25 protein-coding genes are annotated in these 25,731 nt (G+C 43.3%); 13 read left to right on the plus strand and 12 right to left on the minus strand.

All coding sequences use genetic code 11. The features are described 5' to 3' along the window. Positions 1 to 147: 147 nt before the first annotated feature. The 3 genes from AC0J5Y_RS10980 (at position 148) to AC0J5Y_RS10990 (ending at position 3,551) form a co-directional block, all read left to right on the plus strand. Positions 148 to 1,197 (plus strand): bifunctional nicotinamide-nucleotide adenylyltransferase/Nudix hydroxylase, encoded by a 1,050-nt coding sequence (locus tag AC0J5Y_RS10980; RefSeq protein WP_475130714.1) that lies wholly within the window; start codon positions 148 to 150, stop codon positions 1,195 to 1,197. A 120-nt stretch (positions 1,198 to 1,317) separates the two neighbouring features. Next, a complete protein-coding gene (locus AC0J5Y_RS10985; protein ID WP_475130715.1) occupies positions 1,318 to 2,715 on the plus strand; it encodes a nicotinate phosphoribosyltransferase in 1,398 nt (465 codons plus the stop codon). Continuing rightward, positions 2,709 to 3,551: an SGNH/GDSL hydrolase family protein gene (locus AC0J5Y_RS10990; protein ID WP_475130716.1), complete on the plus strand. Its 843-nt coding sequence runs from the start codon at positions 2,709 to 2,711 to the stop codon at positions 3,549 to 3,551. The genes AC0J5Y_RS10985 and AC0J5Y_RS10990 overlap by 7 nt, the downstream gene beginning before the upstream one ends. Before the next feature lie 118 nt (positions 3,552 to 3,669). Here the strand turns inward: AC0J5Y_RS10990 and AC0J5Y_RS10995 are convergent, their stop codons facing one another. Then, positions 3,670 to 3,951, minus strand: coding sequence for a type B 50S ribosomal protein L31 (locus AC0J5Y_RS10995; protein ID WP_011281173.1), 282 nt, complete (start codon positions 3,949 to 3,951; stop codon positions 3,670 to 3,672). A gap of 384 nt (positions 3,952 to 4,335) precedes the next feature. On the opposite strand from AC0J5Y_RS10995, the gene AC0J5Y_RS11000 reads away from it, so the two are divergent. After that, on the plus strand, positions 4,336 to 4,941 hold the full coding sequence (locus tag AC0J5Y_RS11000; protein ID WP_475130717.1) for a YceI family protein: 606 nt from the start codon (positions 4,336 to 4,338) through the stop codon (positions 4,939 to 4,941). 348 nt (positions 4,942 to 5,289) lie between these two features. Continuing rightward, positions 5,290 to 6,882, plus strand: coding sequence for an FAD-dependent oxidoreductase (locus tag AC0J5Y_RS11005; protein WP_475130718.1), 1,593 nt, complete (start codon positions 5,290 to 5,292; stop codon positions 6,880 to 6,882). Positions 6,883 to 6,975: 93 nt separating this feature from the next. Here AC0J5Y_RS11005 and AC0J5Y_RS11010 read toward each other — a convergent pair whose 3' ends face one another. Then, positions 6,976 to 7,653, minus strand: coding sequence for an LOG family protein (locus AC0J5Y_RS11010; protein WP_475130719.1), 678 nt, complete (start codon positions 7,651 to 7,653; stop codon positions 6,976 to 6,978). 347 nt (positions 7,654 to 8,000) lie between these two features. Here AC0J5Y_RS11010 and AC0J5Y_RS11015 point away from each other — a divergent pair, with 347 nt between their 5' ends. Continuing rightward, complete coding sequence (locus tag AC0J5Y_RS11015) at positions 8,001 to 8,912, plus strand: alpha/beta hydrolase family protein (protein WP_475130720.1); 912 nt, start codon at positions 8,001 to 8,003, stop codon at positions 8,910 to 8,912. A 16-nt stretch (positions 8,913 to 8,928) separates the two neighbouring features. Here AC0J5Y_RS11015 and AC0J5Y_RS11020 read toward each other — a convergent pair whose 3' ends face one another. Beyond that, positions 8,929 to 9,606, minus strand: coding sequence for a 3'-5' exonuclease (locus AC0J5Y_RS11020; protein ID WP_475130721.1), 678 nt, complete (start codon positions 9,604 to 9,606; stop codon positions 8,929 to 8,931). A gap of 194 nt (positions 9,607 to 9,800) precedes the next feature. Between AC0J5Y_RS11020 and AC0J5Y_RS11025 the strand changes: the two genes are divergently transcribed. Beyond that, positions 9,801 to 10,391 (plus strand): M23 family metallopeptidase, encoded by a 591-nt coding sequence (locus tag AC0J5Y_RS11025; RefSeq protein ID WP_475130722.1) that lies wholly within the window; start codon positions 9,801 to 9,803, stop codon positions 10,389 to 10,391. Between the two features lie 13 nt (positions 10,392 to 10,404). Here the strand turns inward: AC0J5Y_RS11025 and phoR are convergent, their stop codons facing one another. From phoR to dtd, 3 genes are all read right to left on the minus strand, one after another. Continuing rightward, positions 10,405 to 11,469 carry a phosphate regulon sensor histidine kinase PhoR gene (gene phoR, locus AC0J5Y_RS11030; RefSeq protein ID WP_475130723.1) on the minus strand — a complete coding sequence of 355 codons (1,065 nt, stop codon included), beginning with the start codon at positions 11,467 to 11,469 and terminating at the stop codon, positions 10,405 to 10,407. Between the two features lie 89 nt (positions 11,470 to 11,558). Beyond that, the gene (gene phoB / locus AC0J5Y_RS11035; RefSeq protein ID WP_475130724.1) at positions 11,559 to 12,263 is read right to left on the minus strand and encodes a phosphate regulon transcriptional regulator PhoB; all 705 of its coding nucleotides are present in this window, start codon (positions 12,261 to 12,263) and stop codon (positions 11,559 to 11,561) included. Between the two features lie 147 nt (positions 12,264 to 12,410). Further along, positions 12,411 to 12,866, minus strand: a complete 456-nt coding sequence (gene dtd, locus AC0J5Y_RS11040) for a D-aminoacyl-tRNA deacylase (RefSeq protein WP_475130725.1) — start codon at positions 12,864 to 12,866, stop codon at positions 12,411 to 12,413. Positions 12,867 to 13,052: 186 nt separating this feature from the next. Between dtd and asd the strand changes: the two genes are divergently transcribed. From asd to phoU, 6 genes are all read left to right on the plus strand, one after another. Beyond that, complete coding sequence (gene asd / locus AC0J5Y_RS11045) at positions 13,053 to 13,886, plus strand: archaetidylserine decarboxylase (RefSeq protein ID WP_475130726.1); 834 nt, start codon at positions 13,053 to 13,055, stop codon at positions 13,884 to 13,886. 290 nt (positions 13,887 to 14,176) lie between these two features. Continuing rightward, positions 14,177 to 15,328, plus strand: coding sequence for a phosphate ABC transporter substrate-binding protein PstS (gene pstS / locus AC0J5Y_RS11050; protein WP_475130727.1), 1,152 nt, complete (start codon positions 14,177 to 14,179; stop codon positions 15,326 to 15,328). A 172-nt stretch (positions 15,329 to 15,500) separates the two neighbouring features. Then, positions 15,501 to 16,454, plus strand: coding sequence for a phosphate ABC transporter permease subunit PstC (pstC, locus tag AC0J5Y_RS11055; RefSeq protein ID WP_475130728.1), 954 nt, complete (start codon positions 15,501 to 15,503; stop codon positions 16,452 to 16,454). 69 nt (positions 16,455 to 16,523) lie between these two features. Beyond that, complete coding sequence (gene pstA, locus AC0J5Y_RS11060; RefSeq protein WP_475132160.1) at positions 16,524 to 17,438, plus strand: phosphate ABC transporter permease PstA; 915 nt, start codon at positions 16,524 to 16,526, stop codon at positions 17,436 to 17,438. A gap of 245 nt (positions 17,439 to 17,683) precedes the next feature. Further along, positions 17,684 to 18,442, plus strand: coding sequence for a phosphate ABC transporter ATP-binding protein PstB (pstB, locus tag AC0J5Y_RS11065; RefSeq protein WP_475132161.1), 759 nt, complete (start codon positions 17,684 to 17,686; stop codon positions 18,440 to 18,442). A gap of 86 nt (positions 18,443 to 18,528) precedes the next feature. Beyond that, positions 18,529 to 19,260 (plus strand): phosphate signaling complex protein PhoU, encoded by a 732-nt coding sequence (gene phoU / locus AC0J5Y_RS11070; RefSeq protein WP_475130729.1) that lies wholly within the window; start codon positions 18,529 to 18,531, stop codon positions 19,258 to 19,260. Positions 19,261 to 19,352: 92 nt separating this feature from the next. On the opposite strand, the gene AC0J5Y_RS11075 is transcribed toward phoU, so the two are convergent. From AC0J5Y_RS11075 to fadB, 6 genes are all read right to left on the minus strand, one after another. After that, entirely contained in the window at positions 19,353 to 19,982 is a 630-nt protein-coding gene (locus tag AC0J5Y_RS11075; protein WP_475130730.1) for an HD domain-containing protein, read from the minus strand. Positions 19,983 to 20,073: 91 nt separating this feature from the next. After that, positions 20,074 to 20,646, minus strand: coding sequence for a transposase (locus tag AC0J5Y_RS11080; protein ID WP_475130347.1), 573 nt, complete (start codon positions 20,644 to 20,646; stop codon positions 20,074 to 20,076). Then, the gene (locus AC0J5Y_RS11085; protein WP_475130346.1) at positions 20,618 to 20,929 is read right to left on the minus strand and encodes an IS630 transposase-related protein; all 312 of its coding nucleotides are present in this window, start codon (positions 20,927 to 20,929) and stop codon (positions 20,618 to 20,620) included. Before AC0J5Y_RS11085 ends, AC0J5Y_RS11080 begins: the two co-directional genes overlap by 29 nt. Before the next feature lie 157 nt (positions 20,930 to 21,086). Further along, positions 21,087 to 21,662, minus strand: coding sequence for an isochorismatase family protein (locus tag AC0J5Y_RS11090; protein WP_475130731.1), 576 nt, complete (start codon positions 21,660 to 21,662; stop codon positions 21,087 to 21,089). A 264-nt stretch (positions 21,663 to 21,926) separates the two neighbouring features. Next, positions 21,927 to 23,099: an acetyl-CoA C-acyltransferase FadA gene (gene fadA, locus AC0J5Y_RS11095; RefSeq protein WP_475130732.1), complete on the minus strand. Its 1,173-nt coding sequence runs from the start codon at positions 23,097 to 23,099 to the stop codon at positions 21,927 to 21,929. A gap of 143 nt (positions 23,100 to 23,242) precedes the next feature. After that, positions 23,243 to 25,402, minus strand: coding sequence for a fatty acid oxidation complex subunit alpha FadB (gene fadB / locus AC0J5Y_RS11100; RefSeq protein ID WP_475130733.1), 2,160 nt, complete (start codon positions 25,400 to 25,402; stop codon positions 23,243 to 23,245). Between the last annotated feature and the right edge of the window lie 329 nt (positions 25,403 to 25,731).

The raw sequence follows: 25,731 nt of genomic DNA on the forward strand, positions 1-25,731 counted from the left end.
TTATACTTGCCAGCCAGTTGCAGCTTGTGTCAGTATTGATGTCTTTAAATTATTTTGAATTGATAATATTTTGAATCCTAGTTAATAACCAATAATTAAAAAATCCCCATTAATGATTGATAGCAGTACGGCAGGAGCTGGGCGTTTATGAGTGAAGCATCAGAGCAAACTTCAAATAAAAAAAATACACACTATCGCTATTTGGTGTTTATCGGGCGTTTTCAGCCCTTTCATTGTGGCCATAAAGCAGTTATTGATGAGGCACTAAAGCGGGCTAACAATGTGATTATGCTCATCGGTTCTGCTAATCTGCCACGTAGTTTGCGAAATCCATTTAGTGTTGATGAGCGCGCGGCGATGATTAAGGGCGCTTATTCAGCAGAGGAAGCTGCGCGTATCCATTGCGTTGGACTCGATGATGCACTCTACAATGACACGCGTTGGCTACAATACGTGCAAGCAGGCGTCAAATCAGTCACCGGCGATTTACAGACTGATATCGGGCTGATTGGTCACTCAAAAGACAGCTCATCGTATTACTTATCACTATTCCCCAATTGGGCATCGGTCTCCGTACCTAATTATCATAATTTATCCGCAACGCCTATACGCGACAGCTACTTAATGGGTGCTACGCCAACGCCTGAGCGCACCCCTGAGTCAACGCGCAACGTATTGGATGAATTCAAGAAAACAAGCGAATATCAACAACTGCACGATGAAGCCGATTTTGTTGATAAGTATAAAAAACAATGGGAGGCTGCTCCTTATCCGCCAACCTTTATGACTGCCGACGCCTTAGTCGTACAGTCAGGACATATCTTGCTGGTTGAGCGCCGTAGTATGCCGGGACAAGGATTGTGGGCACTGCCGGGTGGGTTTTTAAACCCAAAAGAGACACTATTTGACGCCTGTATCCGTGAGCTACGTGAGGAGACTCGCCTCAAAGTCCCTGAGCCTGTATTGCGTGGCTCTTGTCATAGTCAGCATACTTTTGACGACCCGTATCGCTCAGCGCGTGGGCGTACGATTACTCAAGCATTTTATTTTCAGCTAAAAAACGACCCAAAAGGCTTGCCAAAAGTAAAAGGCGGCGATGACGCAACCACAGCGTTTTGGTTGCCACTCGCCGAGCTTGATGCCAAAATGATGTTTGAAGATCATTATGCGATTATCACCAAAATGGTGGGTTTGTAGAATTTTATCGTCTTGTATTCATAATTTACCATGCCCAAGCTGATAGACAGCAAGGGCTAACCGCCGCAGCTTATCTTTTATCAGCGTAGTTGCGGCATCTCAAAGCAGAGGAGTTCTGTGATGTACACCAGTAATTTAAATAACTTAATCCTAAATAGCGACAGCTACAAGACCTCACATTGGGTGCAATATCCAAGCGGTAGTGAATATCTATCGAGCTATATTGAAGCACGTAAAGGCGACTACGATGTGGTATTTTTTGGGCTACAAGCGTTTATCAAAGAATATCTAAGCACGCCAATCACTCATCAAGATATTGATGAAGCCGAAATGGTCATTCAAGCACATGGTTTGACCTTTAACCGTGCTGGCTGGGAGCGCTTGGTTGATAAACATGGGGGTTATTTACCACTACGTATCGAAGCCATACCTGAAGGTAGCATCGTGCCTGTATCCAACGTCGTCTGCCAAATCATAAATACCGACCCTGAGTTTTATTGGCTACCAAGCTATATCGAGACTGCTTTGCTTCGTGCCATCTGGTATCCATCGACCGTCGCTAGTATCTCCCATTATTGCAAAGGCATCATACGTCAAGCATTAGACAAATCAGCAGACACTACCGAATCACTAACCTTTCGTTTGCATGATTTCGGCTCGCGTGGGGCATCTAGCCAAGAATCGGTCGCCCTTGGTAGTCTTGCACATTTAGTCAATTTTGCCGGTACCGATTCGATGACAGCGCTGGTGGCTGCCAGCCGCTGGTATCAAATGGATAAAGACATGCCAGCATTTTCTATCCCTGCCGCTGAGCATAGCACGATGACGGCATGGGGACGCGACAGTGAAACTGCTGCCTTTGCCAATATGATTGAACAGTTTGGCGGAGCAGGTAAAAGCTTTTCTGTGGTCTCTGACAGCTATGACTTATGGAATGCCATTGACAATATTTGGGGCGGCAGCCTAAAAGACGATATAAAAAATATGGGCGGTACCTTAGTTATCAGACCAGACAGTGGCGACCCAGCCAAAGTCGTGCGCGAAGCCTTGGAGCGTTTGGCAGTAAAGTTTGGTACGACAATCAACAGTAAAGGCTACAAAGTCCTGCCCGATTATGTACGCGTTATTCAAGGTGACGGCATCAGTCCACAAAGCTTGAGTAAGATTATCGATGTGGTCATGAGAGCAGGCTTTAGCGCTGATAACGTGACTTTCGGTATGGGTGGTGGACTGCTACAACAAGTCAACCGCGACACCATGAGCTGGGCGATGAAAGCCAGTGCTATCTCTATCAATGGTATATGGAAGGACATCTATAAAGACCCGATCACCAGTCGTTCAAAACGCTCGAAAAAAGGGCGTTTGGCATTAACCAAACACAGTAATGGACAGCTAAAAACGATTAAGGCTGATGAGCTTGCTGCTGAGAGCGATAACCTACTGCGTAATGTTTATATTGATGGAAAATTACTTATAGACGAGAGCCTAACTATTATTAGAGAGCGTGCAGGATGGTAGCTACTAGCAAAATACAGAATAAAATAGCCGCTGTTGCAAAGGATGTTTTATTTGCTCCTGTATACCTTTATCAAGGTCGAAAAATCAAGCGAGATACCGTCCGTTTGCCTGAGCCAAATGGAGAAAGATATGGGTCTGTGCAACTGGATCATGCCCGTAACAAGTCAGCCGCTCAGAATAAACCCGCACTACATATCATGATCGTTGGTGATTCAGCAGCGGCTGGAGTCGGTAGTGAAACGCAGCAAACAGCGCTCGTTGGTAAGCTCATTCCAATTTTGCAGCAGCAGCCCACTATTAATAAGAAGTTTTCGGTATTAAAATGGTCACTGCAAGCAACAACAGGGCACACCAGCTTTGATATTTTACGCAGGCTATACATTATGCCAGCACCAAACAAGCCTATCGATGTGATGATACTAAGTGTTGGGGTCAATGATACAACATCGAGTGTGGCTGTAGACAAGTGGCAACAGCAAATCAGAGATATTATTGCCATCGCTCAGCGTAAGTTTGGCGTGGGTGAGTTGCTTTTTCTAAGTCTACCGCCTATGGCACAAATGCCAGCAATACCTGCTCCGCTAAATAACTTTGTTGGCGCAAAAGCGTCTATTCTTGACGAAATATTGCAGCAAATCTGCATGGCTCATAATAACGTCACTTATATGGCAACGGATTTCCCACGCATGATCGCTGAGCACTCTAACGGTATGCCGATCGATATCAAGGTAATGTTTGCGAGCGATGGCTTTCATCCAAGTAGCCTGATGTATGGCTATTGGGCGCAGCAATTGTCGGAGCGGATTGTAGAGTTACTCGATTCATCAACCCATTAGCCAAAAGCTAGCACAAAAAAACCGCTGAATAGTCAGCGGTTTTTTGTATTCTTAATACCATCACTGTGCATGCTTGAAAACACACATGCTTAAAATAATATCACACAATACGGGTGAATTATTCTGCAGCGTCAGTATCAGCAGCTTTCTTACGGCCACCAAACGCACCAAAACGTTTGTTGAAGCTTGCAACACGACCTTCAGTAGAAGTTTTACGTTGCTCACCAGTATAGAATGGATGCGACGCACTTGAGATATCAAGTGGGTAGTATGGATATTCTGAACCTTCGTATTCACGAGTGGTTTTGGTTTTAACAGTTGAACGAGTCAAGAAGAACACATCAGCGTTAGTGTCGTGGAATAAAACTTCTTGGTAATTAGGATGGATATCTTTACGCATAATAAACTCTCTATGTCCGATGTATGTATAACGACTTTGCAAAACAGCATTTTTAACGATGCGTTCAGCGAACGATGACATACGTAACTGAGGCACTAAGGACATTCTCAGTCTGGCAACTGCGTCACTGGCTTATTCCAGCACCCAATACCACACCTCTGCTCGCTTAGCCTTTCCCCAGCGGGAAAATCAAACCGCGATTTTACCGGTTTTTGGGGTTTGATGCAAGCAGCAGTTGTGAGGGTTATCAGTGCTAATTTGTCACTGCAGCATCGATAGTATTGAGAGAGATAGACAAGCTGAGTATAATGATGCGTTAGATAATATAATCAATACTCATTAATTTTTAAGGTTAATTTAATAGTATTCAATAAGGATAAGACAATGAAAAATACAATCGCGAAAACCAGTATAAAAGCTGTTCTATTTGGCTCAGCAATTGCTATGACAACGCTGGCAAGTGCGGCGCTGCCAACTCAATGGCAGTTAGATGACTCACATACCCGTGTCGGATTTTCGGTCAATCACTTAGGGTTTTCGACCACCATGGGTCACTTTAATGATGTTAAAGGGGTGGTCAATTACGATATCAAAGCCCCTAATAAAGCCAATATGAACTTCACCATTGCAACTGACAGTATTGATACCAATTGGGATGCGCGTGATGCTCATCTAAAAAAGGATGAGTTTTTTAATGTGGCAAAATATCCAACCATGACTTTTAAATCGACTAGCGTCACATTTAAAAATCCACAACAAGCTACAGTCACGGGCGACTTTACCATGCTAGGTAAAACCAAACCACTGACCTTAGATGTGACTCTAAATAAAATAGCCAATAGTCCTATGACCAAAGAGCCTGTTATTGGCTTTCGTGCGACCGGTGTGATTGACCGTGCCGCTTATGGTATGACCGCTTTTGCAAGTGGCATTACCACCAATGTCCCGATCCAAATCGATGGTGAGCTGATTGAGAAAAAAGCGAAATAAACCTAACGTTTAGGTTCAAGCATTATCAATTTCTCTAAATCTCAAAAGGCAGCCATGATATGTGGCTGCTTTTTTTATTACTCGGCTATTCGTTGACAAAAATCATGTATGCACTTACCAATTTGCCGTTCTATTCTCCAACGTTTTTTGTAGAATAGCGCTATAGAAATTAAGCATGACTACACAATGGCGAATGTGACCATTAAGATTTATGATTACTGTTGAACTTGACTGCCTCTGCACGCATATTAATATCCATAAGCCACCTCATGCCTATGCCAAGTACCCCTTTAAATACTGATTTAATTACCACTTGATGCAAATGCTATTAAGGATATAACCTCGACAATGACTCACTCTCTCATGAATAATCAAGTAATTGCTACTCAACGTGTCGGTATCCTCGGTGGTGGTACGGCGGGGGCAACCATTGCCATTCGATTGGCAGCGTTAGGGCTTGAAACTTACGTGTTCGAAAAAAACAAATCGCTGATTGATGGTCCGCCTATGTGCCATTTGCATGCCGGTGGCAATCTCTATCGCGAAATCCCTGACGAGGACTGCGTCGCCCTTCTCAAACAGTGCATCGATATTTTACGTCTTTATCCTTATACCATTGATGTACGTCCAACGGTATTTGCGGTGCCGACTCGTGATGACGGCTTGCCCGAAGACTTGTTACCGCGGCTTGAGATATTGACCGATGCGTATCGTGAGCTGATTGCTCAAGATGCCAATAACAAAGTACTGGGCGAACCAGAAGATTATTATCAGCTCTACAGTCATGAACGACTGATTGCATTGTCTGAGCGTGAGCAAGTGACTGTGCCAACTACCGTTGATGAATGGATGATACCGGTTGCAAAATACTTGGATTTAAATAAAGTTAAATTTCCGCTGATTGTGGTACAAGAATATGGCTGGAATATTTTCCGCTTGGCAGCATCGGCGCAATTGGCATTAGATGGTTATGAGCATGCGCATGTATTTACCGATACTCAAGTAAAGCAGGTCATGCCAGTTGATTGTGAAAACTGCTCAAACGCTGATCATCATGTGACCAAATGGCGTATTGATTATCAGAAAGGCGCTGGTTTAGATCCTGAATTGCAGTCCAATAGCAAAATCGAGTCCATCGAAGTCGACTACCTCGTCAATGCCTGTGGTTTTCGTACAGGGGTGATTGATGATATGGTCGGTGTCAAAGTCACGCGTATGGTAGAGTTTAAATCCTCTTATATTACTCATTGGGAAGATACCGGTGGACAGATACCAGAGATTATTGTCTATGGTAATCGCGGTACACCTGAAGGGATGGCACAACTAACCCCTTATCCAGGTGGTTATTTTCAGATACATGGCATGAGTAATTTTATCACGCTGTTCAATGATGGTTTGGTCGCTTCAAGCAAAGACAGCGCCCAACCAAAATTGCCGCCGCAATATGTGCATTATATCGAAGATGGTTGGGACAAAGCACCACTACAAGCGCGTAGTCAACAAGCGATTGATTATGTGGCAGAATTTGTACCGACCTTCCATAGTGCCCGTACGGTCGGCAATGCTTTATACGGTGGGCAGCAAATTCCTGGTGAGGATGACACACTGCGGGTCGCTGATGTGAGCTTATACTTTAATATTCGCTATGCCCGTGCTGAAAACGTCAAAGCATCTTCAACTCTAATTGCAGCAGATCAAATCGTTGACGAATTGAGTGAGCTTGGTTTGATTGAACTTGATACGCCCGTGAACCGTAATCGCTATGCTCATGAGTGGGCGTATCTGGCGCACAACGACAGTCTGGCTATTGAGACGGTCGCCCGTGATTTGGCAAAAGAGCGCGGCTTTCCGCTGGCGATGGCAGGCGTCAATCGTGGTATTCGCGAAAAGGCGTTAGAGGATTTAAATATTAACAATAGTTCAGATAATTATAGGACTTAAGAAAGACGTTTTTAATTAGCGGACAAAAAAAGGGAAAGAATTGCTTTTTTAGCCATTCTCTCCCTTTTTTCATATTTGCTTATATATCTGTTTTTAGTTGCCTGCCATCTTTTCTGTATTGACAGCAGCATCTATTTTGACCATCGTCTGCAGTAAATCAATGGCATCACCAATCGTGTTACATACTACCAAGCGCTCAAGATCTTCTTGCTTCATAAAGCCTTGCTCAGTGGTATATTTTAAATGCTCAATCATACGACCATAAAAACCATTAATATTCAAAATAATCATTGGCTTTTCATGTTGATATAGCTGGCGCCATGTGGCGATTTCCATGATTTCCTCTAAAGTACCAAGTCCACCTGGTAAAGTAATAAAGGCATCAGCATATTCTGCCATCACTGTTTTACGTGTGTGCATGGTATCTGTGAGATGTAAACGGGTCAGCTGCTCATGAGCGATTTCGTGTTTGAGCATAAAGGTTGGAATCACGCCGACTGCTTCTGCACCACCTCGAATCACTTCATCTGCCACAGCGCCCATCAGCCCGATACTCGCGCCGCCGTATACTAAACCCATGCCATTGTCTGCTAATGCCACACCAAGCTCTCGTGCGGCTTGCTCATATATGACATCATTACCCAAACGCGACCCACAATAGACCGCAACTAGCGGCATAGTTAACGCTGATTTATCCACGGCTTTTTCGATATTAGTAATATCTTGACTGGTAATCACTTCATACGTGTCATTATTAATTTTCATTTGCATATAGCTAGCTTCCTTAACTTTTATATCAATTGTTTTTATTAAGAACTTGTTTGTTAAAGTATTTTTATCCGTGCATATGGAATAGTCAAGATAGTTATTCAGTCCAGACTTAATGGATCATATCATGCAAGATAAATTGGGATAGAACTTAGAAGTCATATTTGAGCGCCTTCCCTACTGAGATTTATTTTAACATAAGCAATGCTATCACGCGGTCGCAACCATTTATCACTACGCAATTACTACATTTTTAAGGCTACACATTGGCAGCTTATTACAAATTAACGCCTTCTCTTTTCTAACAAAGCTCATTCATAAAAACGATAACAATATATTAAGTTTCAACCATGGAAAATAACCCTACCATTACTCAAACAGAGGCTTATTCATTAAGCATTATGACCGATCGCAATCAGGCATTGGCAGCGACTGTCTATCGTCCTAAAAATGAGGTAAAAACAGCGGTTATGATCGCGCCAGCAACAGGTATCAAACGCCAGTTTTATCATAACTTTGCCACTTACTTAGCCGAGCATGGCTTTGGTGTACTAACCTTTGATAATGAAGGCATCGGCGAGTCATTGTCCACCGATTTGGCAAAATGTGATGCGTCTCTAATCAGCTGGGGTCGTCATGACATGCCAGCCGTCCTTGATGCCTTGCAAGATGAATTTACCGATGCCAATTATCATTTGATTGGTCATAGCGCTGGCGGTCAGCTGATTGGTTTGATGCCAAATTACCAGTCTATTGCTTCAGTATTTAATGTCGCCTGCTCATCAGGTCGCATCAAAAACATGGACATGCCTTATAAGCTCAAAGCCATAGGTTTTATGGAAGCATTTATTCCTCTCACTAATTTGACGTTAGGCTATACGCCATCGGATAAAATCGGCATGGGCGAGCCGCTGCCGCGCGGCGTCGCTCGTCAATGGCGTGAGTGGTGTAATGGCGCAGGTTATATCAAGACCGCCTTTGGTAAAAGTATACACACGCATTTTTATGATGAGATCGATATGCCAGCATTATGGCTAGGGTTTAGTGATGATGAGATTGCCAATAGCAAAAATATGGATGATATGATTCGTGTCTTTACCAAAATGCCAGCAGAAAAACACTTTTTAGATCCCAAAGATTTTGGTGTTAGTAGCATCGGTCACATGCGTTATTTTAGCAGCAGGACCAATGCTAAAGCGCCTAAGCTGTGGCAAATGGCGATTGATTGGCTAAATAATCAATCGGTTTCAGCGTCTATCTAGCAAAGAAGCCGTCTATTTATTCTTTTGCAATTTCTGCCTTGATGCGTTTGGTCAATGCAGAATAAAGCGACGGCTGCATGTTGTGGATATTACCCAGCATCCATTTTATATAGCTAATAGGTACATCTTTGATTGGTATGCCTTTATGCTTACCAAAGGGCATTTTACTAACTGGATTGGCTTTATTGGCAATAGCATGCGCTGCTGCAAAATCAGTTGGTGCAATCGCTAAGCGCTCGCAGCAAGCCTGATACAGCAGATAACACATACGAGCATCACCGAGCGCATCATGAGCAGCAATCGTCATCCTACTAGCCTCACCTTTGCCCAATAACTGCTCGATACACTTGGACTGACCATAGGCGCTCCATTCAGGAAATGCGACGCGCGCCAGCCTAACGGTGCAAATTAGCTTAGCGGAAGGACTGCCAATCACCCGCCAATCAAAGCGTACATTATGCCCAATAAGATACTCAGGTACCTCAAACTGCTCAAGCTCGAACCGCTCAAGACCTGCTACATCGTCATCGGTAATACCATGGACTCTAATCACAACTGGCGATATTGATCGACCACTATTAAAGTATTTCATCCACTCAAAGCCCGTAGCTACATTAATCGTCGCCACTTGGATAGGACGTGGATCACGACCTTGATCGGTTTCGGTATCGATAACAAGCGCAGTGTCTGTCATAAAGGTTCAGCCAAGAATTATGGAAAGCAGTAATAGATAGTAACATTGGTATTTTAGGTAAGGGTTATTTTAAAGACACGTAAACGTTATATTTATGGGGATAAAAGCCAGAGATAACAATGGCATACAAATAATAGAGAACTTAGCTTATATAATATCTGTTGGCATTCATTCAAAAACTCAAAGAGATTTCAATGCGAATAGATGGCAATCATGAACAACCAAACCCTAGGTTTATCAGCCGCGCAATTAGCGTACTTATCAAGGCCGCAGTATTGCTGATGCTGTTATTCGTATTTGACAGATTATTACCGAGTATCAGCCAACAAACTCAATCATTTTTCATAGCAAAATGGCAGCAGCTTAGCCTATTGCAACATCCGCTACCAACAGAGAATAGCCTGCCAAATCCGCTACCCAAGCAGCATCTGACTGATACGTGGGGCGCTGCTCGTAGTCAAGGCCGCTCACATGAAGGGATTGATATTTTTGCGGCGCGCGGCACGCCGATTCAAGCGACGACCCAAGGTATCGTCAGCAAGGTAGGCGAAAATGCGTTAGGCGGTCGCGTCGTTATGATAGTGGGACCAGGCGGCGCAGGACACTATTATGCGCACTTGGAAGACTATGCTGACATTTCTCCCAATGACTGGGTAAATGCCGGTGATACCATTGGTTACGTGGGTGATAGCGGCAATGCTAAAGGCACACCGCCGCATGTTCATTATGGAATTTATATTAATGGTAGCGCGGTAAATCCTTATCCACTTTTGCAAAAGGATTAAAGTGTATTAAGCATTAATTCATTGCGGCAGATCGTACATGGTTATTTGGGAACACGGCACTAAATGTCGAGCCTACGCCTTCTACAGACTCAATCTGCAAGCGCGCTTCATGCTGATATAACACATGTTTTACAATAGCCAGTCCAAGTCCTGTGCCACCCGTTGCTCGGCTACGCCCACTGTCAACACGATAAAAACGCTCGGTCAAACGGCTAAGATGCTTTGGTGCGATACCGATACCATTGTCTTCAACCGCAAATCGGCAACCCTCAGCAGTCTTAGTCCAGCTGATAGAGATATTACCGCCTTTTGGTGTGTACTTAATGGCATTAATCACCAGATTAGACAGTGCACTATTCAAGTACATCTCTGAGCCATATAGCCCGTCATAGGTATCGATATGCAGGTGAATGGTATGCTTGTATTCTTGGTTATATGCTTGCGCGTCATCATAGACATTTGTGAGTAGCCTAGTCATGTCGATATCATCAAACGCATGAGTTTCTTCGATTTCGATGCGAGACAGGAGCAATAAGTCATTGACTACCCTGTTCATACGAGCTGTCTGCTGAGTCATCAACTCAAAGCCGCGGCGCCAGTGTGAAGGCATATCTGGCTGATCAGAGAAATTCTCCAGATATCCCATCAAGACCGTCAATGGCGTACGCAGCTCATGCGAGACATTGGCCACAAAGTCGCGGCGCATCGCTTCTAAATGCTGCAAGCGGGTCACATCATAAATGATCAGTAGTTTTTCATCGCCAAATGGCGTCAGCTCACACTTTAGATAGCGGTTTGGGTCTTGCCAAGAGACGATATTCACACTCTCATCGGCATCACTATTAATCGTCGTTGCCTCCTGATAATACTTCATAAATTCAGGCACTTGAATGAAGTCAAAAATACGCCTGCCTTTATCTGAAGATTGTAACAATAATAAATCCTGCGCCGCTTGGTTCCACCATTCAATTCCATCATCGTCATTGAGCAAAATCACAGCATCACGTAATGCTCGTAAAGCACTTCTGATTTTTTTAAGTTGATTTATGGGACGTTGGTATTTATCTTGGATAGGCATTTTTATTTATCCATTATTTTTTATAATTTTTCTACTATCAGCCGCTTCCGATAAAAGGCGACACTATACAATATCCATATTGCTAGCGATTACCCTTTTTCGATACGGCTAGAAAATCGATAACCTGTACCGCGTACCGTTTGTATCAATGTATCACAATCATGTGGACGTAGTAATGTGCGTAAACGCTTTACGTGAACATCAATGGTTCTATCTTCGATATAGACATTACCACCCCATACTTGATCGAGCAGCTGGGCACGGGTATAGGCGCGCTCAGGATGGCTCATAAAAAACGCCAATAAGCGATATTCTGTCGGACCCATATCGATAATGTCATCACCCACCATAAAGCGTTGGCTTTTGGCATCTAAAGTTAGCCTGCCTATACTGATAGGTTTGTCGCCGCTTAGCGCGTTACTACGTCGCAATACCGCTTTGATTCTTGAGATAAGCTCACGAGTCGAGAAAGGCTTGGTCATATAATCATCAGCGCCTGCGTCAAGACCATGCACTTTACTGTCTTCTTCACTTTTAGCAGTCAACATAATAACCGGTATCTCGGCGAGCAGCGTATCGCTTTTTAGCATACGGCAAAAATCAATACCACTTTTATCACCGGGCAACATCCAGTCTAATAAAATCAGTGCCGGACGGTGATCGACCACTTGTTGGTGCGCCTCTGACACATCCGCTGCTTGTAAACTATCAAAGCCTGCCATCTCTAGCGTCATGACGACCATTTCACGAATGGCGTCTTCATCTTCAACAATCAAAATTTGCTCTTTAGACATAATGTATTCTTAGTGTTAGAGGACAAAATAGAGTTTATAAAAGCCGTAACAAACGCAAATAAGCGTTTCTTTATTAAAGGGCTTAATTATGACAGCTTAATGACATTTACTCTTAGATTTATAATACTTAGTAGCCCTGCTAATGACTTAATGCACTTCCAATAAAAAGTTTAATGGTCCATCATTAACACTCAACACTTGCATATCAGTGCCAAACCGACCCGTTGCAACCGTTAGATACTGCGTCTTTGCGTAATCAACCAATTGTGCGAATAAAGCTTGAGCCATATCAGGTGTCATTGCGCTACCAAAGTCAGGGCGGCGTCCTTTGTCCGTCTTTGCCAGCAGAGTAAATTGTGAGACCAATAATAGCCCACCACCGACTTGCTGGATATTTTTATCGAGTTTACCGTATTTGGCTGGATCGTCATCATTGTCAAAGAGTCGATAAGTCAAGATTTTATCAATCATCCGCTGCGCACTTTGTAGGTTATCATCGTGCCCCAAGCCAATATACGCCAGTACTCCAAAATCAATAGCGCCAACCTCCTGCCCATCAACGCTGACACTGGCATGTTTGACTCGCTGAATAAGAGCTCTCATTGCTTACTTCCTTTAACGATTATGGTCATACAGTCTGCTGCAGACCATGATAAAATACAATTATCGATGCATGTACTTATGATTATATTTATAAATAAATCTAGCTATAAAACTGCCTATCTATGATTTTTTAATATAACTTTTTATTTTAATAACTATTTTTAATCCCTACTTTGGTCATCTATTATGAATGTATTTACTACCTTACAGCAATTTGTACCGCAGCAAAAAATCAGTAAAGTCGCAGGACGCTTAGCTGCCAGCCGCCACCCTTGGGTCAAGCGTACATTTATCCGCAGTTTTGCCAAAGCATATGATGTTAGTCTAGATGAATATGAGCGTCAAAGCCTAAACGCTTATGAGAGCTTTAATGATTTCTTTACTCGTGAGCTCCAAGACAATGCCCGTATTATCGATACCAGTATCAATGGTATTGTTAGTCCTGCAGATGGCATGATTTCGCAGCTTGGGCAGATTCATGACCATAAACTACTGCAAGCAAAAGGTCGTGACTATGATATCGGTCAGCTCTTAGCGAATAGCGCAGATGGCGATTATTTCGCTGACGGTAGTTTTGCCACGGTCTATCTTGCCCCAAGCAACTATCACCGTGTACATATGCCATTCGATGGCACTCTTATTAAAACTCGTTATGTCCCTGGTACACTGTTTTCGGTCAATAATACCACGGCTGCCAATGTACCGGATTTGTTTGCTCGTAACGAGCGCCTCGTCTGTCTGTTTGATACTACCTATGGTAAAGCGGCGGTAGTGATGGTCGGTGCGATGATTGTCGCTGGGATTGAGACAGTAGCAACGGGTAAAATTAGCCGTACTGATGATATTCAAGAAGCCGATCATGATATGAGCTTTAAAAAAGGTGACGAGCTTGGTCGTTTTTATTTAGGTTCAACCGCAATTGTAATACTGCCAAAAGCGGCAAAAACGGATTGGCAAGATACCATGCAGCATGGCTCCATCGTTCAAATGGGGCAACTGTTAGGTAGCGCTAAAATCTAATACCATTTATCTAAGTAAAAACGCTTGTCACAAGTAATATTGGGCAACATGAGCATAGACAGTAACCAGAATACTGCCTATGCTTTTTTTGTGCCTACTCCTTTCTTATGTTTTTTAATACTGTCTTTTTTCAGTCGTTTTTTTTGTGATAAAAAGGCTTTATGTCATCAAACTGTCATATTCATTTGTCAAACTCTCCTTATTAACCGCAGAGCATCATTTCAGCAAACCACTGTTATTGTTATTTATAAATGCTTGATACTCAAAATTGATTAATTTTAGGAGAAATAATGCGTTATTCATTCATGGCAGTAGCAATCGCTAGCACTTTGACATTAGCCGCTTGTAACCAAACGACGAGCGACAATGAGAGCGAGAAAACCAACGCAGCAACCACAGCACCATCAGAAACCGCTGCTAGTGGCGACGCTAGTGCTAGCTCAGCTGAAAATGTATCGATGAACATTACCGGAGCTGGTGCTTCTTTTCCACAGCCTATCTATGCTAAGTGGTCAGATGCCTACAACAAAGCCACAGGTGGTCAGGTCAATTATCAGTCTATTGGCTCATCGGGCGGTATCAAACAAATCGTTGCGAAGACCGTAGATTTTGGGGCATCTGATGCGCCGATGACACCAGAAGAGTTAAACGAAGCCGGTCTGATACAGTTCCCAACAGTCATCGGCGGCGTCGTGCCAGTTGTCAATATTGATGGTATTGAGCCAGGCGCGTTGAAGCTAGACGGTAAAACCTTAGCCGATATTTATTTGGGTAAAATCAGTAACTGGAATGATCCTGCTATCAAAGCATTGAATCCAGATTTGACCCTACCTGATGCCCAAATCACCACCGTATTCCGCTCAGACGGTTCAGGTACGACTTTTAACTTCACGGATTATTTGGCAAAAGTATCACCAGACTGGAAAGACTCAGTGGGTGTTGATAAAACCGTTAAATGGCCAACATCTGCCACTGGTGCAGGCGGCAAGGGTAACGAAGGCGTTTCAAGTTACGTCAACCGTATGAAAAACTCTATCGGTTATGTTGAATATGCGTACGCTAAACAGAACAAAATGTCACACACGGCACTTAAGAATGCTGCTGGTAACTTCGTACAGCCATCTGCAGAGACCTTTGCCGCGGCAGGTGATATCGATTGGTCACAGCAAGAAGGTTTCTATAAAGTCATTACTGATTCTGAGACTGAGCAAGCTTGGCCAATCGCCGCAGCCACTTTTATCTTAGTACATAAGCAGCCACAAGATGCCAAACAAATCGCTGGTGTATTGAAATTCTTTGACTGGGCTTATGCGCAAGGTGATGACGACGCTATGGCACTTGATTACGTACCCTTCTCTGATACTGCGGTTGCCTTATTTAAATCAAAATGGAGTGAGGTCAAAGGCAGCGACGGTCAACCTGTCTATAAACCTGCACAATAACCTGTTTATCCTAGTGATTGCATAATCACTCTCAAGCCAGCCTCTCAAACCACTATTCTCCGGTAGGGGTTTGAGAGGTTTTATCACAGAAAATTTAAAGGTCTTTTTAAGTTTGTTGTGATAAAACCTCTTTTACTATTTTGACTTGATTCTATTCAACGCTGAGACACTTATGAATGATTTAAGGTCCCAACTGGCTAAACAAAGACGTTACGATACGCTGTTTGTCAATGCAACCAAAGCCTTTGCAATCTTGGTGCTGTTGTCGCTTGGTGGCATCCTCCTCTCATTAATCGTGGGCGCTTGGCCCAGTATCACTGAGTTTGGACTGGGGTTTTATACCAGCAATAACTGGGATACGGTAAATAATCAATACGGTGCGCTTGCGCCTATTTACGGTACGATTGTCACCTCCTTTATTGCGATCGCTATTGCTGTGCCAGTGAGCTTCGGTATTGCTATCTTTTTGACTGAACTATGCCCTAACTTCTTAAAAAAGCCATTGGGTATGGCCATTGAGCTGTTGGCAGGCATTCCCTCTATTATTTATGGTATGTGGGGATTATTTGTATTTGCGCCTTTTTTTGGCGATCACATTCAGCCATGGTTCATTGAGCACGTAGGGCCTTTACCTATTATCGGCAAGCTCTTTGCAGGTGCACCAATGGGGCTTGGTATGTTTACCGCCTCCTTAGTACTGGCAATTATGATTATTCCTTTTATCGCGGCCACCATGCGGGATGTTTTTTCTGTGGTGCCTGAATTATTAAAAGAATCCGCGTATGGCATGGGTGCAACGACGTGGGAGGTGATGTTCAAAATCATCCTACCTTATACCAAAGCTGGCGTGGTCGGTAGCGTAATTTTAGGGCTTGGACGCGCATTGGGTGAAACGATGGCGGTTACTTTCTTAATTGGTAATGCCTTTAATATCAGTCCAAGTCTGTTTACCTCTGGAGTGACGATTACTTCGGCCTTGGCCAATGAGTTTGCGGAAGCGTCCAGTGAGCTACATTTGGCATCACTACTACATTTGGGCTTAATCTTGTTTGTTATTACCTTCATCGTGTTATCTCTGGCTAAGTTGATGCTTATGCGCATGGATAATAAAGCAGGCAATCGATAAGTCTTAGACTAGCCTCTTACGTTTCGACAGACTTCGAAGGATTGATAAAAGATATGGAAAATAAATATGATGCCTTCTAATAATGCAACCAACGCAACCAATGCACCGTTACCAGTCAAAACAGGATTTGAAGGTCGTTATAACCGCAGCCTTTATAACAAGCGCCGCTGGGCCAATAAGCTAGGACTAAGCTTTGCGATGTCGGCAATGTTTTTTGGTTTGTTCTGGTTGTCTTGGATTTTGTTTACGTTGTTTGTTGAAGGTTTTCAAGGCATCGTACAATTGCCTGTATTTACGGCTGATACCCCACCGCCCATGAGTGCAGGTGGCTTACGTAATGCCATTGTTGGTTCGGTGATGTTGGCCTTTTCAGGATTGTTTATCGGCGCACCTATTGGCCTGATGACAGGTATTTATTTATCTGAATTCTCTCAAGGTAGTATGCTTGGCAAAGTGACGCGTTTCTTAAACGATATTTTGCTTTCTGCCCCATCAATTGTTATTGGTCTCTTTATCTATGCGCTGATGGTCAAAGGTCAAAGTTTCTCTGGCTGGGCAGGCGCATTGGCACTAGCACTGATTGTCATTCCTGTGGTGGTGCGTACCACTGAAAACATGCTCAATCTAGTGCCCAATAGTATTCGTGAAGCGGCCTATGCACTCGGCACCCCTAAATGGAAAATGGTGACGCAGGTTACTATTAAGGCGGCTAGCGCAGGACTCACCACTGGGGTGCTATTGGCCTTTGCCAGAATCACTGGTGAGACGGCACCCTTGCTATTTACAGCGTTGAATAATCAGTATTTCAGTACCGACATGAGTCAGCCCATTGCTAACTTGCCCAATACCATCTATCAGTTTGCGATGAGTCCTTATGACAACTGGCACACACTGGCATGGTCAGCAGCATTGCTTATTACGATCTCTGTCTTGGTATTAAATATTTTGGCGAGATTCATCAGTGGTAGAGGTCAGACCAAATAAATCTGACGATAGAACACGTGACATCGAGCATTTACTTGAATTTTAATTGAGCTGGGTTGGATAAAATTATGAATTACGTCATCAGCAAAGTTCGTACAGAAGCGCCTGCTAATTGCTTCAATGAGGCAACAGGCAATCAGACAACAGGCAATCCATTAAGTAGACCTACGTCTACTAGCACGCAGATGCAACAACCGGATATTGCCAGCCTAACCAAGCAAACAATTCATGATATTCCTAAAAATATGCCCGCTGCAAAAATAGAGATTCGTGACCTAAGTTTTTATTATGGTGACTTTCAAGCGCTAAAAAATATTAATATTGATATTCCAGACAAAAAAGTGACTGCCTTTATCGGGCCTTCAGGTTGCGGTAAATCCACACTATTACGTACGTTTAATCGTATGTATGATCTATATCCCGGTATGCGTGCAGAAGGTAATATCAACCTCGATGGCAAAAATATCTTGAGCAAAGACATCGATGTGAACTTGCTACGCGCACAAGTCGGCATGGTCTTTCAAAAACCGACGCCATTTCCAATGTCTATTTATGACAACGTGGCATTTGGCGTACGCCTCTACGAGAAGCTAAGCAAAGCTGAGATGGATAATCGTGTCGAATGGGCACTCAAAAAGGCAGCTTTATGGCTTGAGGTAAAAGACAAACTTCGTGCATCAGGATTGTCTTTATCCGGTGGTCAACAACAACGGCTTTGTATCGCTCGCGGTGTAGCGACAAAACCTGAAGTACTACTCCTAGATGAGCCAACCTCAGCGCTCGACCCTATCTCGACAGGCGCGATTGAAGAGCTCATTACCGATTTAAAAAACGACTATACGATTGCTATCGTGACCCACAATATGCAGCAAGCGGCGCGCGTCTCTGACTATACCGCCTATATGTATCTGGGCGATATGGTAGAGATGGGCGAGACGAATCAGATATTTACCAATCCCACTCAAAAGGCGACTGAAGATTATATTACCGGTCGTCATGGTTAAAACAGTCTGTACTGATAGTACTAATTTTTTAGTATCTATTTTATGTTTGCACCCCTATTTAAATCTATAAGAGTAAGGAAGCCGCCATGCTAATAACGCAAAAACATTTATCAAAGGGTTTTGATAATGACTTAGATGATGTGATTGAGCTGTTTATGCAAATGGGTTACATGGCAGCAGAGCAAGTCATGGTTGCGACACGCGCTTTGATAGCTGCAGATGAAGCGACCGCGAAAAAAGTGATTGCAGACGACCAGCTGATTAATCAGCTAGATATTAAAATCGATGAGCAAATCATTTTGTTAGTCACCAAGCACCAACCCGCAGCAAATGACTTGCGTTTGGTGATGGCGGTTAGCAAAGGTATTGTTGACTTTGAACGTGTGGGAGATGAAGCAGAAAAAATCGCGCGTATGGCCTGCAAGTTAATTAAAGACGGCGCTTCTCCAAGAGGATATGCAGAGGTTCAGCATTTATCCAACAAGGTGCACGTGATGCTACTTGATGCGATTGACGCCTTCTCGCAGATGAATCCTCAGCAGGCATTTTCGGTCTTGCAAAGTGATGCTGCGGTCAATGAAGAATATCAATCTGCCACTCGAGCCTTGCTGACCTATATTATGGAAGACAGCCGCCACGTGTCCAGAGTGATGAATATACTTTGGGTATTGCGCGCCCTAGAACGTGTGGGCGATCATGCTAAAAACATTGCTGAGCTGGTTATTTTTTGCACCAGCGGTAAAGATGTGCGGCATACAAATTTTATGCAAGTAGAAAAAATCATCCAGCAAACCACGGATGCTGGTAGTAATAAATAGCATTTTCTTTATCGCACACGCTGGTCTGTTTAGAACATAGTCCGTTCAAAATAAAAAAGACACGCTTTTAGTAATGTGATACTGCTATAAATTTAACCATCAATCAACCAGCCCTGCGCGGTGGCAAATTCAATCTGCCGTGTCTGCCAATCATAAATACTCGGAAAGCTGTCTTTAATAAAGGCATGCGCGCCAGCTACTTGCGAGCGCGTAACATTAGATGCAATCCACGTTTTTCCGTTGGTATTTAAATTAAGCAAAAATGGCAACAAGCGATCAACCACTTTCAGCAGCTGGGTTTCTTTGCTGCTGCCAGTTTCCTGTTCTTCCCAAATCTCATTTAAATCTTTAATGCCATTACCAAGCTCAGCTTGTAAGCGCGCAATGCCAGCTCGCTCTTTAACATGCGCATCAGCACGTTTATCAGCATATAAAAAAGTATCACCAGCGTCAATTTCGCCCAAATCATGTACTAGCGCCAGCTTTAGTAGTTTCTCATGATTGACATCAAGTTCAAACAGTTCAGCAATGGACCAACATGCCATGGCTAAATGCCAAGAATGCTCAGCTGAGTTCTCTAAGCGAGTCGTACCTGTCACATAGCTACGTCGATTGACACGTTTAAGCGCATCAAGCTCTAATAAGAAATGAGTGACATAATCTATATCAATGTTTGAGGCAAGCGCTGGGTTAGGGAATGACATGGAATTAGCTGATGACATAAATTTTCTCTTAATTTTTCTAACAATGTATATCGCTTCATTCTATCTTTACGCATAAGCAATTATTATACATTTTATAAGCGCTATATAGTCACTGTACTACAAAAGAGTTATGATTTGGATGAATATCATAAAACAACTTAGATAAGTCATTTTCCATCCAGCCTTGTCGTAGGAACTTCACTTGAGCCCACTTCTTCTCGATAGGATTTAGATCAGGGCTGTAGGGTGGTAGCCATAGAATACGATGGCCATGTCTGTTGAGTAGTTTTTGAATACGCCTATTTTTATGAAAGGCAGCGTTATCCATCACAATCACGCATTTTCTTTTAAGCTTTGGTATTAGTATGAACTTGCACCAGTTATAGAAAATCCCTTTATTAATGTTTGTTTTTAAGTAATCGAGTGCAAAGAGCATTTTGTCATATAGGGCACCAATGACATTGGTTCGATCTTTAGCTTGCCAGTTATAACTGTCAATACAAGGGCTACCAATGGGTGCATAGCCACAAGGGCGCATTGTTTCACTCTCAAAGCCACGCGCGTATATGTAGACAATAGCAAAGCCTTGAGAGATGAAGTGGTTAAGTTTTTTTAGGTAGTGAGCTCTCTTTACTGGACAAGCTTTGGGATGCTCAAGTGTCTTTTTTTTTGCTAATACCAATACGCTTTAAGGCTTTACTAATACCCGTTGGACTACATTTAAAACGCTGAGCTCTCTCATAATGGTAATCGTCAGGGTAATCCTTAACATCTTGAGCTAAGGCTTCATCCTCTATTTTGTAGGGCTTAATATCTCGAGTGGTTTTACTGTGAAGACGCTTCTTCCACTTCTGGATAGTCGTGGGACTGATATCATAGAAAACAGCAGCTTCAGCAAAGGTCATGCCCTCATCTAAGCTTTTCAGGACTTGTTTGCGATAATCTAGGGAGTAAGTCATGGTCATTTATAGTGATAATCGTTTAGTTGATTTACTTTATAACATTTTTGGAGTCAGCTGACTATAAAAGAAGGTGCTAACCTATCGTTAATTAGCGTTACCATAAAAACAAAATAGCGCTTATCTTAGTAAGCGCTATCTGTTGTGCAAAGAATGACAATAGCTATTTAATCAAGTTACTAATGGTTTTAAACGCAGGGTCTTTGCTACTACGGCAAAGCTCAAACAGAATGGTTTCAACCGTGGTAATCACCCCACCAGCACGGCGAATACGGCGAATGGCTTGCTTTTTATCATACGGGAAACGCGAACCGACGGCATCACCAATAATAACTGGCTGCATGCCATTATCTAGCAAATCAAGCGCGGTTTGTAGCACGCAGACATGTGCCTCAACACCGAATAATAAAATAATGCTTCGATTCTGCTGCGCAAGATGATTCCATGAATCGTCATTATCACAGGCACTAAAGGTGACTTTTTCAAAACTTTTAGCATTATCGCCTTCTAATAATTCACAAATTTCAGGCAATGTTTCGCCTAAGCCCTTTTTATATTGCTCATTCAGCATAATAGGAACATCAAGCGCTTGCAGACCTTTAATCAAAGTCGTTATTTTTTTGAGAATATTTTCATGATCATAGATATGCGGTGTTAGGCGCTCTTGCACGTCGATTATCATCGCTTGAGTATTTTCACGGTCAATACGGTAGGTACGATCAGTAATCATGGTGGACATAGTACACTCCTTGTACGGCTGAAGCCGACGGCTCTAAACTGATTTAGAATGAATATCAGACTTAAAATCATAATGATGAATTACTCTCTTATTTAGTCACAGTTTAGCGAATGCGTCAATGGAGATAAGCGATAGTAACAACTTATGACCTTTTTATTCTAAGTAAACCACTATGATTCATAAATACGAAAACCCCCAGTTATGATAACTAGGGGTTCATATTAGAGTGCTTAACTATTTTAAAATTATTGCCATACTATAGGCTTAAACGCGCTCAATAATAGTCGCAATACCTTGACCAAGACCGATACACATCGTCGCTAAACCGATTTCAGTATCTGATTGCTCCATGGCATTTAGCAAAGTAACCGTGATACGAGCACCTGAACACCCTAGTGGATGGCCTAGCGCAATCGCGCCACCGTTGATGTTGACGATGTCCTGCTTACCAGTCAAGTTCAAGGCTTTAAGTACAGACAAGCCTTGCGCGGCAAAGGCTTCATTAAGCTCGATGGTTTGCATATCATCGATACTCAAGCCAGCACGTTTTAGCGCTTTTTGCGTGGCAGGTACAGGACCATAACCCATAATCGCCGCATCACAACCAGCGACCGCCATGCTACGAATACGAGCACGTGGCTTTAGACCAAGCTCTTTAGCTTTTTGCGCGCTCATGATTAGCATCGCTGATGCACCATCAGATAATGCAGATGAGGTAGCAGCAGTCACCGTACCGCCTACTGGATCAAAGGCTGGGCGTAACTTTTGCATTTGTTCCATCGTGGCATCAGGACGAATCACTTCATCAACGGTACATAGTTGCAAGCGACCCGCTTCGTCATGACCTTCGATACCGATGATTTCATTGTCAAAACGACCTTCAGTGGTGGCCGCCCATGCACGGCGATGCGACTCAAGACCAAAGGCATCTTGTTCTTCACGGGTAATGTTATTCATACGACCAAGCATTTCAGCGGTCAAGCCCATCATGTTTGAGGCTTTTGCATAATGCTTTGACGCTTCAGGATTCAGATCAACGCCATGCATCATGCCGACGTGACCCATATGCTCAACACCACCGATGATGAATACATCACCTTGGTTGGTCATGATTTGAGCCGCAGCAGTGTGTAGCGCCTGCATAGATGAACCACATAGACGGTTAACGGTTTGACCGCCCGCAGTCTTTGGAATACCAGCCAGCAGACCGATGTTACGACCGATGTTTAGACCTTGCTCTAGCGTCTGGTTGACACAACCCCAGATGATGTCTTCGACGTCACGTGGGTCAAAGTCATTACGCTCAACCAATGCACGGACCAATTCAGCAGACATGCTATCAGCGCGGACATGACGAAACATACCGTTTTTAGTTTTACCCATTGCTGAGCGTACACCATCTACGATGACCACGTCTTTTGGACTTAAAATTGTCATACTATCTTCCTTTTCAATTTTTATTGTCAGTGGCAGTACCCTAATGCTCGCCTATCTAATTTAGAAGGTTATTGATAATAAATAAATTACCAATTCTCTTATCGAGCATGTGTACTGCACTTCATCCTAGTAATGACTGCCTGTTACGCGGTAGCGTAAAAGGTCTCGCCTGCTGCTGCCATATCGCGAATCTTTTGCGGCGCTTCATAAGCTTTGCCAAGATGCGCGTATTTTTCACACAGTACCAAGTAGTTATCTAGACCCATTTGGTCGATATAACGGCAAGGTCCACCGCGGAATGGCGGGAAACCAACGCCCATAATCATCGCCATATCGGCCTCGGCAGGCGTGCTAACGATGTTGTCTTCTAGGCAACGGACGGTTTCATTACAGAAAGCCAGCATGGTGCGGTCGATGATAGCTTGATCTTCAAACGTTTGCTTATCGCTATCAGTCGTAGTTTTTAATAGCTCATAAGTGGCCGCATCAGCCACTTTTTTTGGCTTACCGCGGCTATCTGTTTCGTATTTATAAAAACCAACGCCGTTCTTTTGACCCAAGCGTTTGTTTTCATATAAAAGCTCAATCGCGCCTTTATAATCAGGCTTCATGCGGTCAGGGAAACCTTCTGCCATCACTTCTGCGCCATGAACACCCGTATCTAGACCGACCACGTCGATGAGATAAGCAGGACCCATAGGCCAGCCAAATTTTTCCATGACTTTATCAACATGAGCAAAATCAGCGCCTTGCTTAAGCAACAAATCAAAGGCACCAAAGTATGGGAACAAGACACGGTTCACTAAGAAACCTGGGCAGTCATTAACCACAACAGGTACTTTGCCCATTTTAGAGGCTAGCGCAACAGTGGTTGCAATCGCTTCTTCTGATGACTTCTCACCGCGGATAACTTCAACCAATGGCATACGATGTACTGGGTTAAAGAAATGCATACCAACGAAGTTTTCTGGACGCTCTAATGCTTCAGCTAAGAAAGTAATAGAAATCGTTGAGGTATTTGACGCTAGGATACAGTCGTCTTTTACCAAGCCTTCGACTTCTTTAAGAACCGCACGCTTCACGTTTGGATTTTCTACGACGGCTTCGATTACGATGTCCGTTTCAGAAAAGTCGCCATAATTCAAAGTAGGACGGATACGGCTTAAGGTTTCACCCATTTTTGCTGGGGTCATTTTGCCGCGATCAACCATTTTGCCAAGTAACTTGCTGGCTTCACCCATACCAAGGTCTAATTGCTCAGACTTGATGTCTTTCATGATGATTGGCAAGCCTTTACTGGCTGCTTGATAAGCGATACCGCCGCCCATGATACCAGCGCCAAGTACGGCCGCTTCATTGATTTCATGTGCTTTTTTACTGTGCTGCTTGGCTAATTTTTTAACCAATTGATCGTTTAAGAACAAACCAACCAAGCTTTCTGCTTGTGGGGTTTTAGCCGCTTTTGCAAAACCTGCTGCTTCTACTTCAATTGCTTTATCACGTGGTAAGTTAACGTGTTTTTCGATAGCAGCGATAGCTAGTGCTGGCGCAGGATATTGCTTAGGATTGGCTTTGGCAAAGATCATACCTTTTGCACTGTTAAACGCCATCGCTTGCTCAAGCTGATTTAACTTAACAGGAACCAGCTTTTCTTCGCGTTTTGCTTGCCAATCAAGCTCACCTGAGATACATTTTTTGACTAGGTCAATGGCAGCATCTTGCAAGTCATCAGCAGCAACAGTCGCATCAACCAAGCCAAGTTTTAATGCATCAAATGCTTTTTTTGGTGTGCCAGTCGCAATCAGCTCAAGCGCATTATCGATACCTATGACACGCGTACTACGAACCGTACCACCAAAACCTGGGAAGATACCCAATTGAGTTTCTGGTAGACCGATGATGGCTTTGTCGCTCATGACGCGGTATTCGCAAACCAAGGTCATCTCACAACCGCCGCCAAGCGCTGCACCATTGATAGCCGCTACTTTCGGGAAAGGCAAATCTTCGAAGCGATTGAAGGCGTCATTGATATTAATAACCCAATCTTTGATTTCTTCTTCTGATTGCTTAAAAGAAGCCACAAACTCTGTGATGTCTGCCCCAGCGATAAAGACGCCTTTGCTTGACGTGACGATTAAGCCTTTAACGTCATCCGCTTTTTCTAATGCATTAACAACTTCGGCAAATTGCTTGTTGGTTTCAGTGTCAAACTTGTTCACGCTCTCATTTTCGGCGTTGTATTGCATGTTGGCGATGCCATCCTCTAGCATTGTCACCGTGATGCGATTTCCTTGGTATACCATTTGGAACTCCTTGCTATATAACGAAAGCTACGTTTTAAAATTAAAATAAATAGCCAGTTATTGTTAGAAAAATGGGTAATAGCACCGCTAACCTGCCCTTTTATCCTAATCAACAATAATGACGTCATTGTGATAATGGGGATAAAAGTGAGCCAAATTAAACGGTGAAGATATCTTTATTATCTAGCGCTTATGCCTGTATCTTTATAGCTATGTACTGGTTTTCTATGTACTTATATTACTACTATTGTCGCTATTGACTGAGACTTGGTCTTATAGCCGTTTTTCGATTGATAAATGGTGTAAAACCTCAGTTATCAATCGCTAGA

This window comes from Psychrobacter sp. TS_SC_6 (assembly GCF_056156305.1).

Excerpts from the sequence above, each read along its gene's own strand:
- AC0J5Y_RS10980 (WP_475130714.1), top strand. The coding sequence starts at position 148 with ATGAGTGAAGCATCAGAGCAAACTTCAAATAAAAAAAATACACACTAT.
- AC0J5Y_RS10985 (WP_475130715.1), top strand. The coding sequence starts at position 1,318 with ATGTACACCAGTAATTTAAATAACTTAATCCTAAATAGCGACAGCTAC.
- AC0J5Y_RS10990 (WP_475130716.1), top strand. The coding sequence starts at position 2,709 with ATGGTAGCTACTAGCAAAATACAGAATAAAATAGCCGCTGTTGCAAAG.
- AC0J5Y_RS10995 (WP_011281173.1), bottom strand. The coding sequence starts at position 3,951 with ATGCGTAAAGATATCCATCCTAATTACCAAGAAGTTTTATTCCACGAC.
- AC0J5Y_RS11000 (WP_475130717.1), top strand. The coding sequence starts at position 4,336 with ATGAAAAATACAATCGCGAAAACCAGTATAAAAGCTGTTCTATTTGGC.
- AC0J5Y_RS11005 (WP_475130718.1), top strand. The coding sequence starts at position 5,290 with ATGACTCACTCTCTCATGAATAATCAAGTAATTGCTACTCAACGTGTC.
- AC0J5Y_RS11010 (WP_475130719.1), bottom strand. The coding sequence starts at position 7,653 with ATGCAAATGAAAATTAATAATGACACGTATGAAGTGATTACCAGTCAA.
- AC0J5Y_RS11015 (WP_475130720.1), top strand. The coding sequence starts at position 8,001 with ATGGAAAATAACCCTACCATTACTCAAACAGAGGCTTATTCATTAAGC.
- AC0J5Y_RS11020 (WP_475130721.1), bottom strand. The coding sequence starts at position 9,606 with ATGACAGACACTGCGCTTGTTATCGATACCGAAACCGATCAAGGTCGT.
- AC0J5Y_RS11025 (WP_475130722.1), top strand. The coding sequence starts at position 9,801 with ATGCGAATAGATGGCAATCATGAACAACCAAACCCTAGGTTTATCAGC.
- phoR (WP_475130723.1), bottom strand. The coding sequence starts at position 11,469 with ATGCCTATCCAAGATAAATACCAACGTCCCATAAATCAACTTAAAAAA.
- phoB (WP_475130724.1), bottom strand. The coding sequence starts at position 12,263 with ATGTCTAAAGAGCAAATTTTGATTGTTGAAGATGAAGACGCCATTCGT.
- dtd (WP_475130725.1), bottom strand. The coding sequence starts at position 12,866 with ATGAGAGCTCTTATTCAGCGAGTCAAACATGCCAGTGTCAGCGTTGAT.
- asd (WP_475130726.1), top strand. The coding sequence starts at position 13,053 with ATGAATGTATTTACTACCTTACAGCAATTTGTACCGCAGCAAAAAATC.
- pstS (WP_475130727.1), top strand. The coding sequence starts at position 14,177 with ATGCGTTATTCATTCATGGCAGTAGCAATCGCTAGCACTTTGACATTA.
- pstC (WP_475130728.1), top strand. The coding sequence starts at position 15,501 with ATGAATGATTTAAGGTCCCAACTGGCTAAACAAAGACGTTACGATACG.
- pstA (WP_475132160.1), top strand. The coding sequence starts at position 16,524 with ATGCCTTCTAATAATGCAACCAACGCAACCAATGCACCGTTACCAGTC.
- pstB (WP_475132161.1), top strand. The coding sequence starts at position 17,684 with ATGCCCGCTGCAAAAATAGAGATTCGTGACCTAAGTTTTTATTATGGT.
- phoU (WP_475130729.1), top strand. The coding sequence starts at position 18,529 with ATGCTAATAACGCAAAAACATTTATCAAAGGGTTTTGATAATGACTTA.
- AC0J5Y_RS11075 (WP_475130730.1), bottom strand. The coding sequence starts at position 19,982 with ATGTCATCAGCTAATTCCATGTCATTCCCTAACCCAGCGCTTGCCTCA.
- AC0J5Y_RS11085 (WP_475130346.1), bottom strand. The coding sequence starts at position 20,929 with ATGACCATGACTTACTCCCTAGATTATCGCAAACAAGTCCTGAAAAGC.
- AC0J5Y_RS11090 (WP_475130731.1), bottom strand. The coding sequence starts at position 21,662 with ATGTCCACCATGATTACTGATCGTACCTACCGTATTGACCGTGAAAAT.
- fadA (WP_475130732.1), bottom strand. The coding sequence starts at position 23,099 with ATGACAATTTTAAGTCCAAAAGACGTGGTCATCGTAGATGGTGTACGC.
- fadB (WP_475130733.1), bottom strand. The coding sequence starts at position 25,402 with ATGGTATACCAAGGAAATCGCATCACGGTGACAATGCTAGAGGATGGC.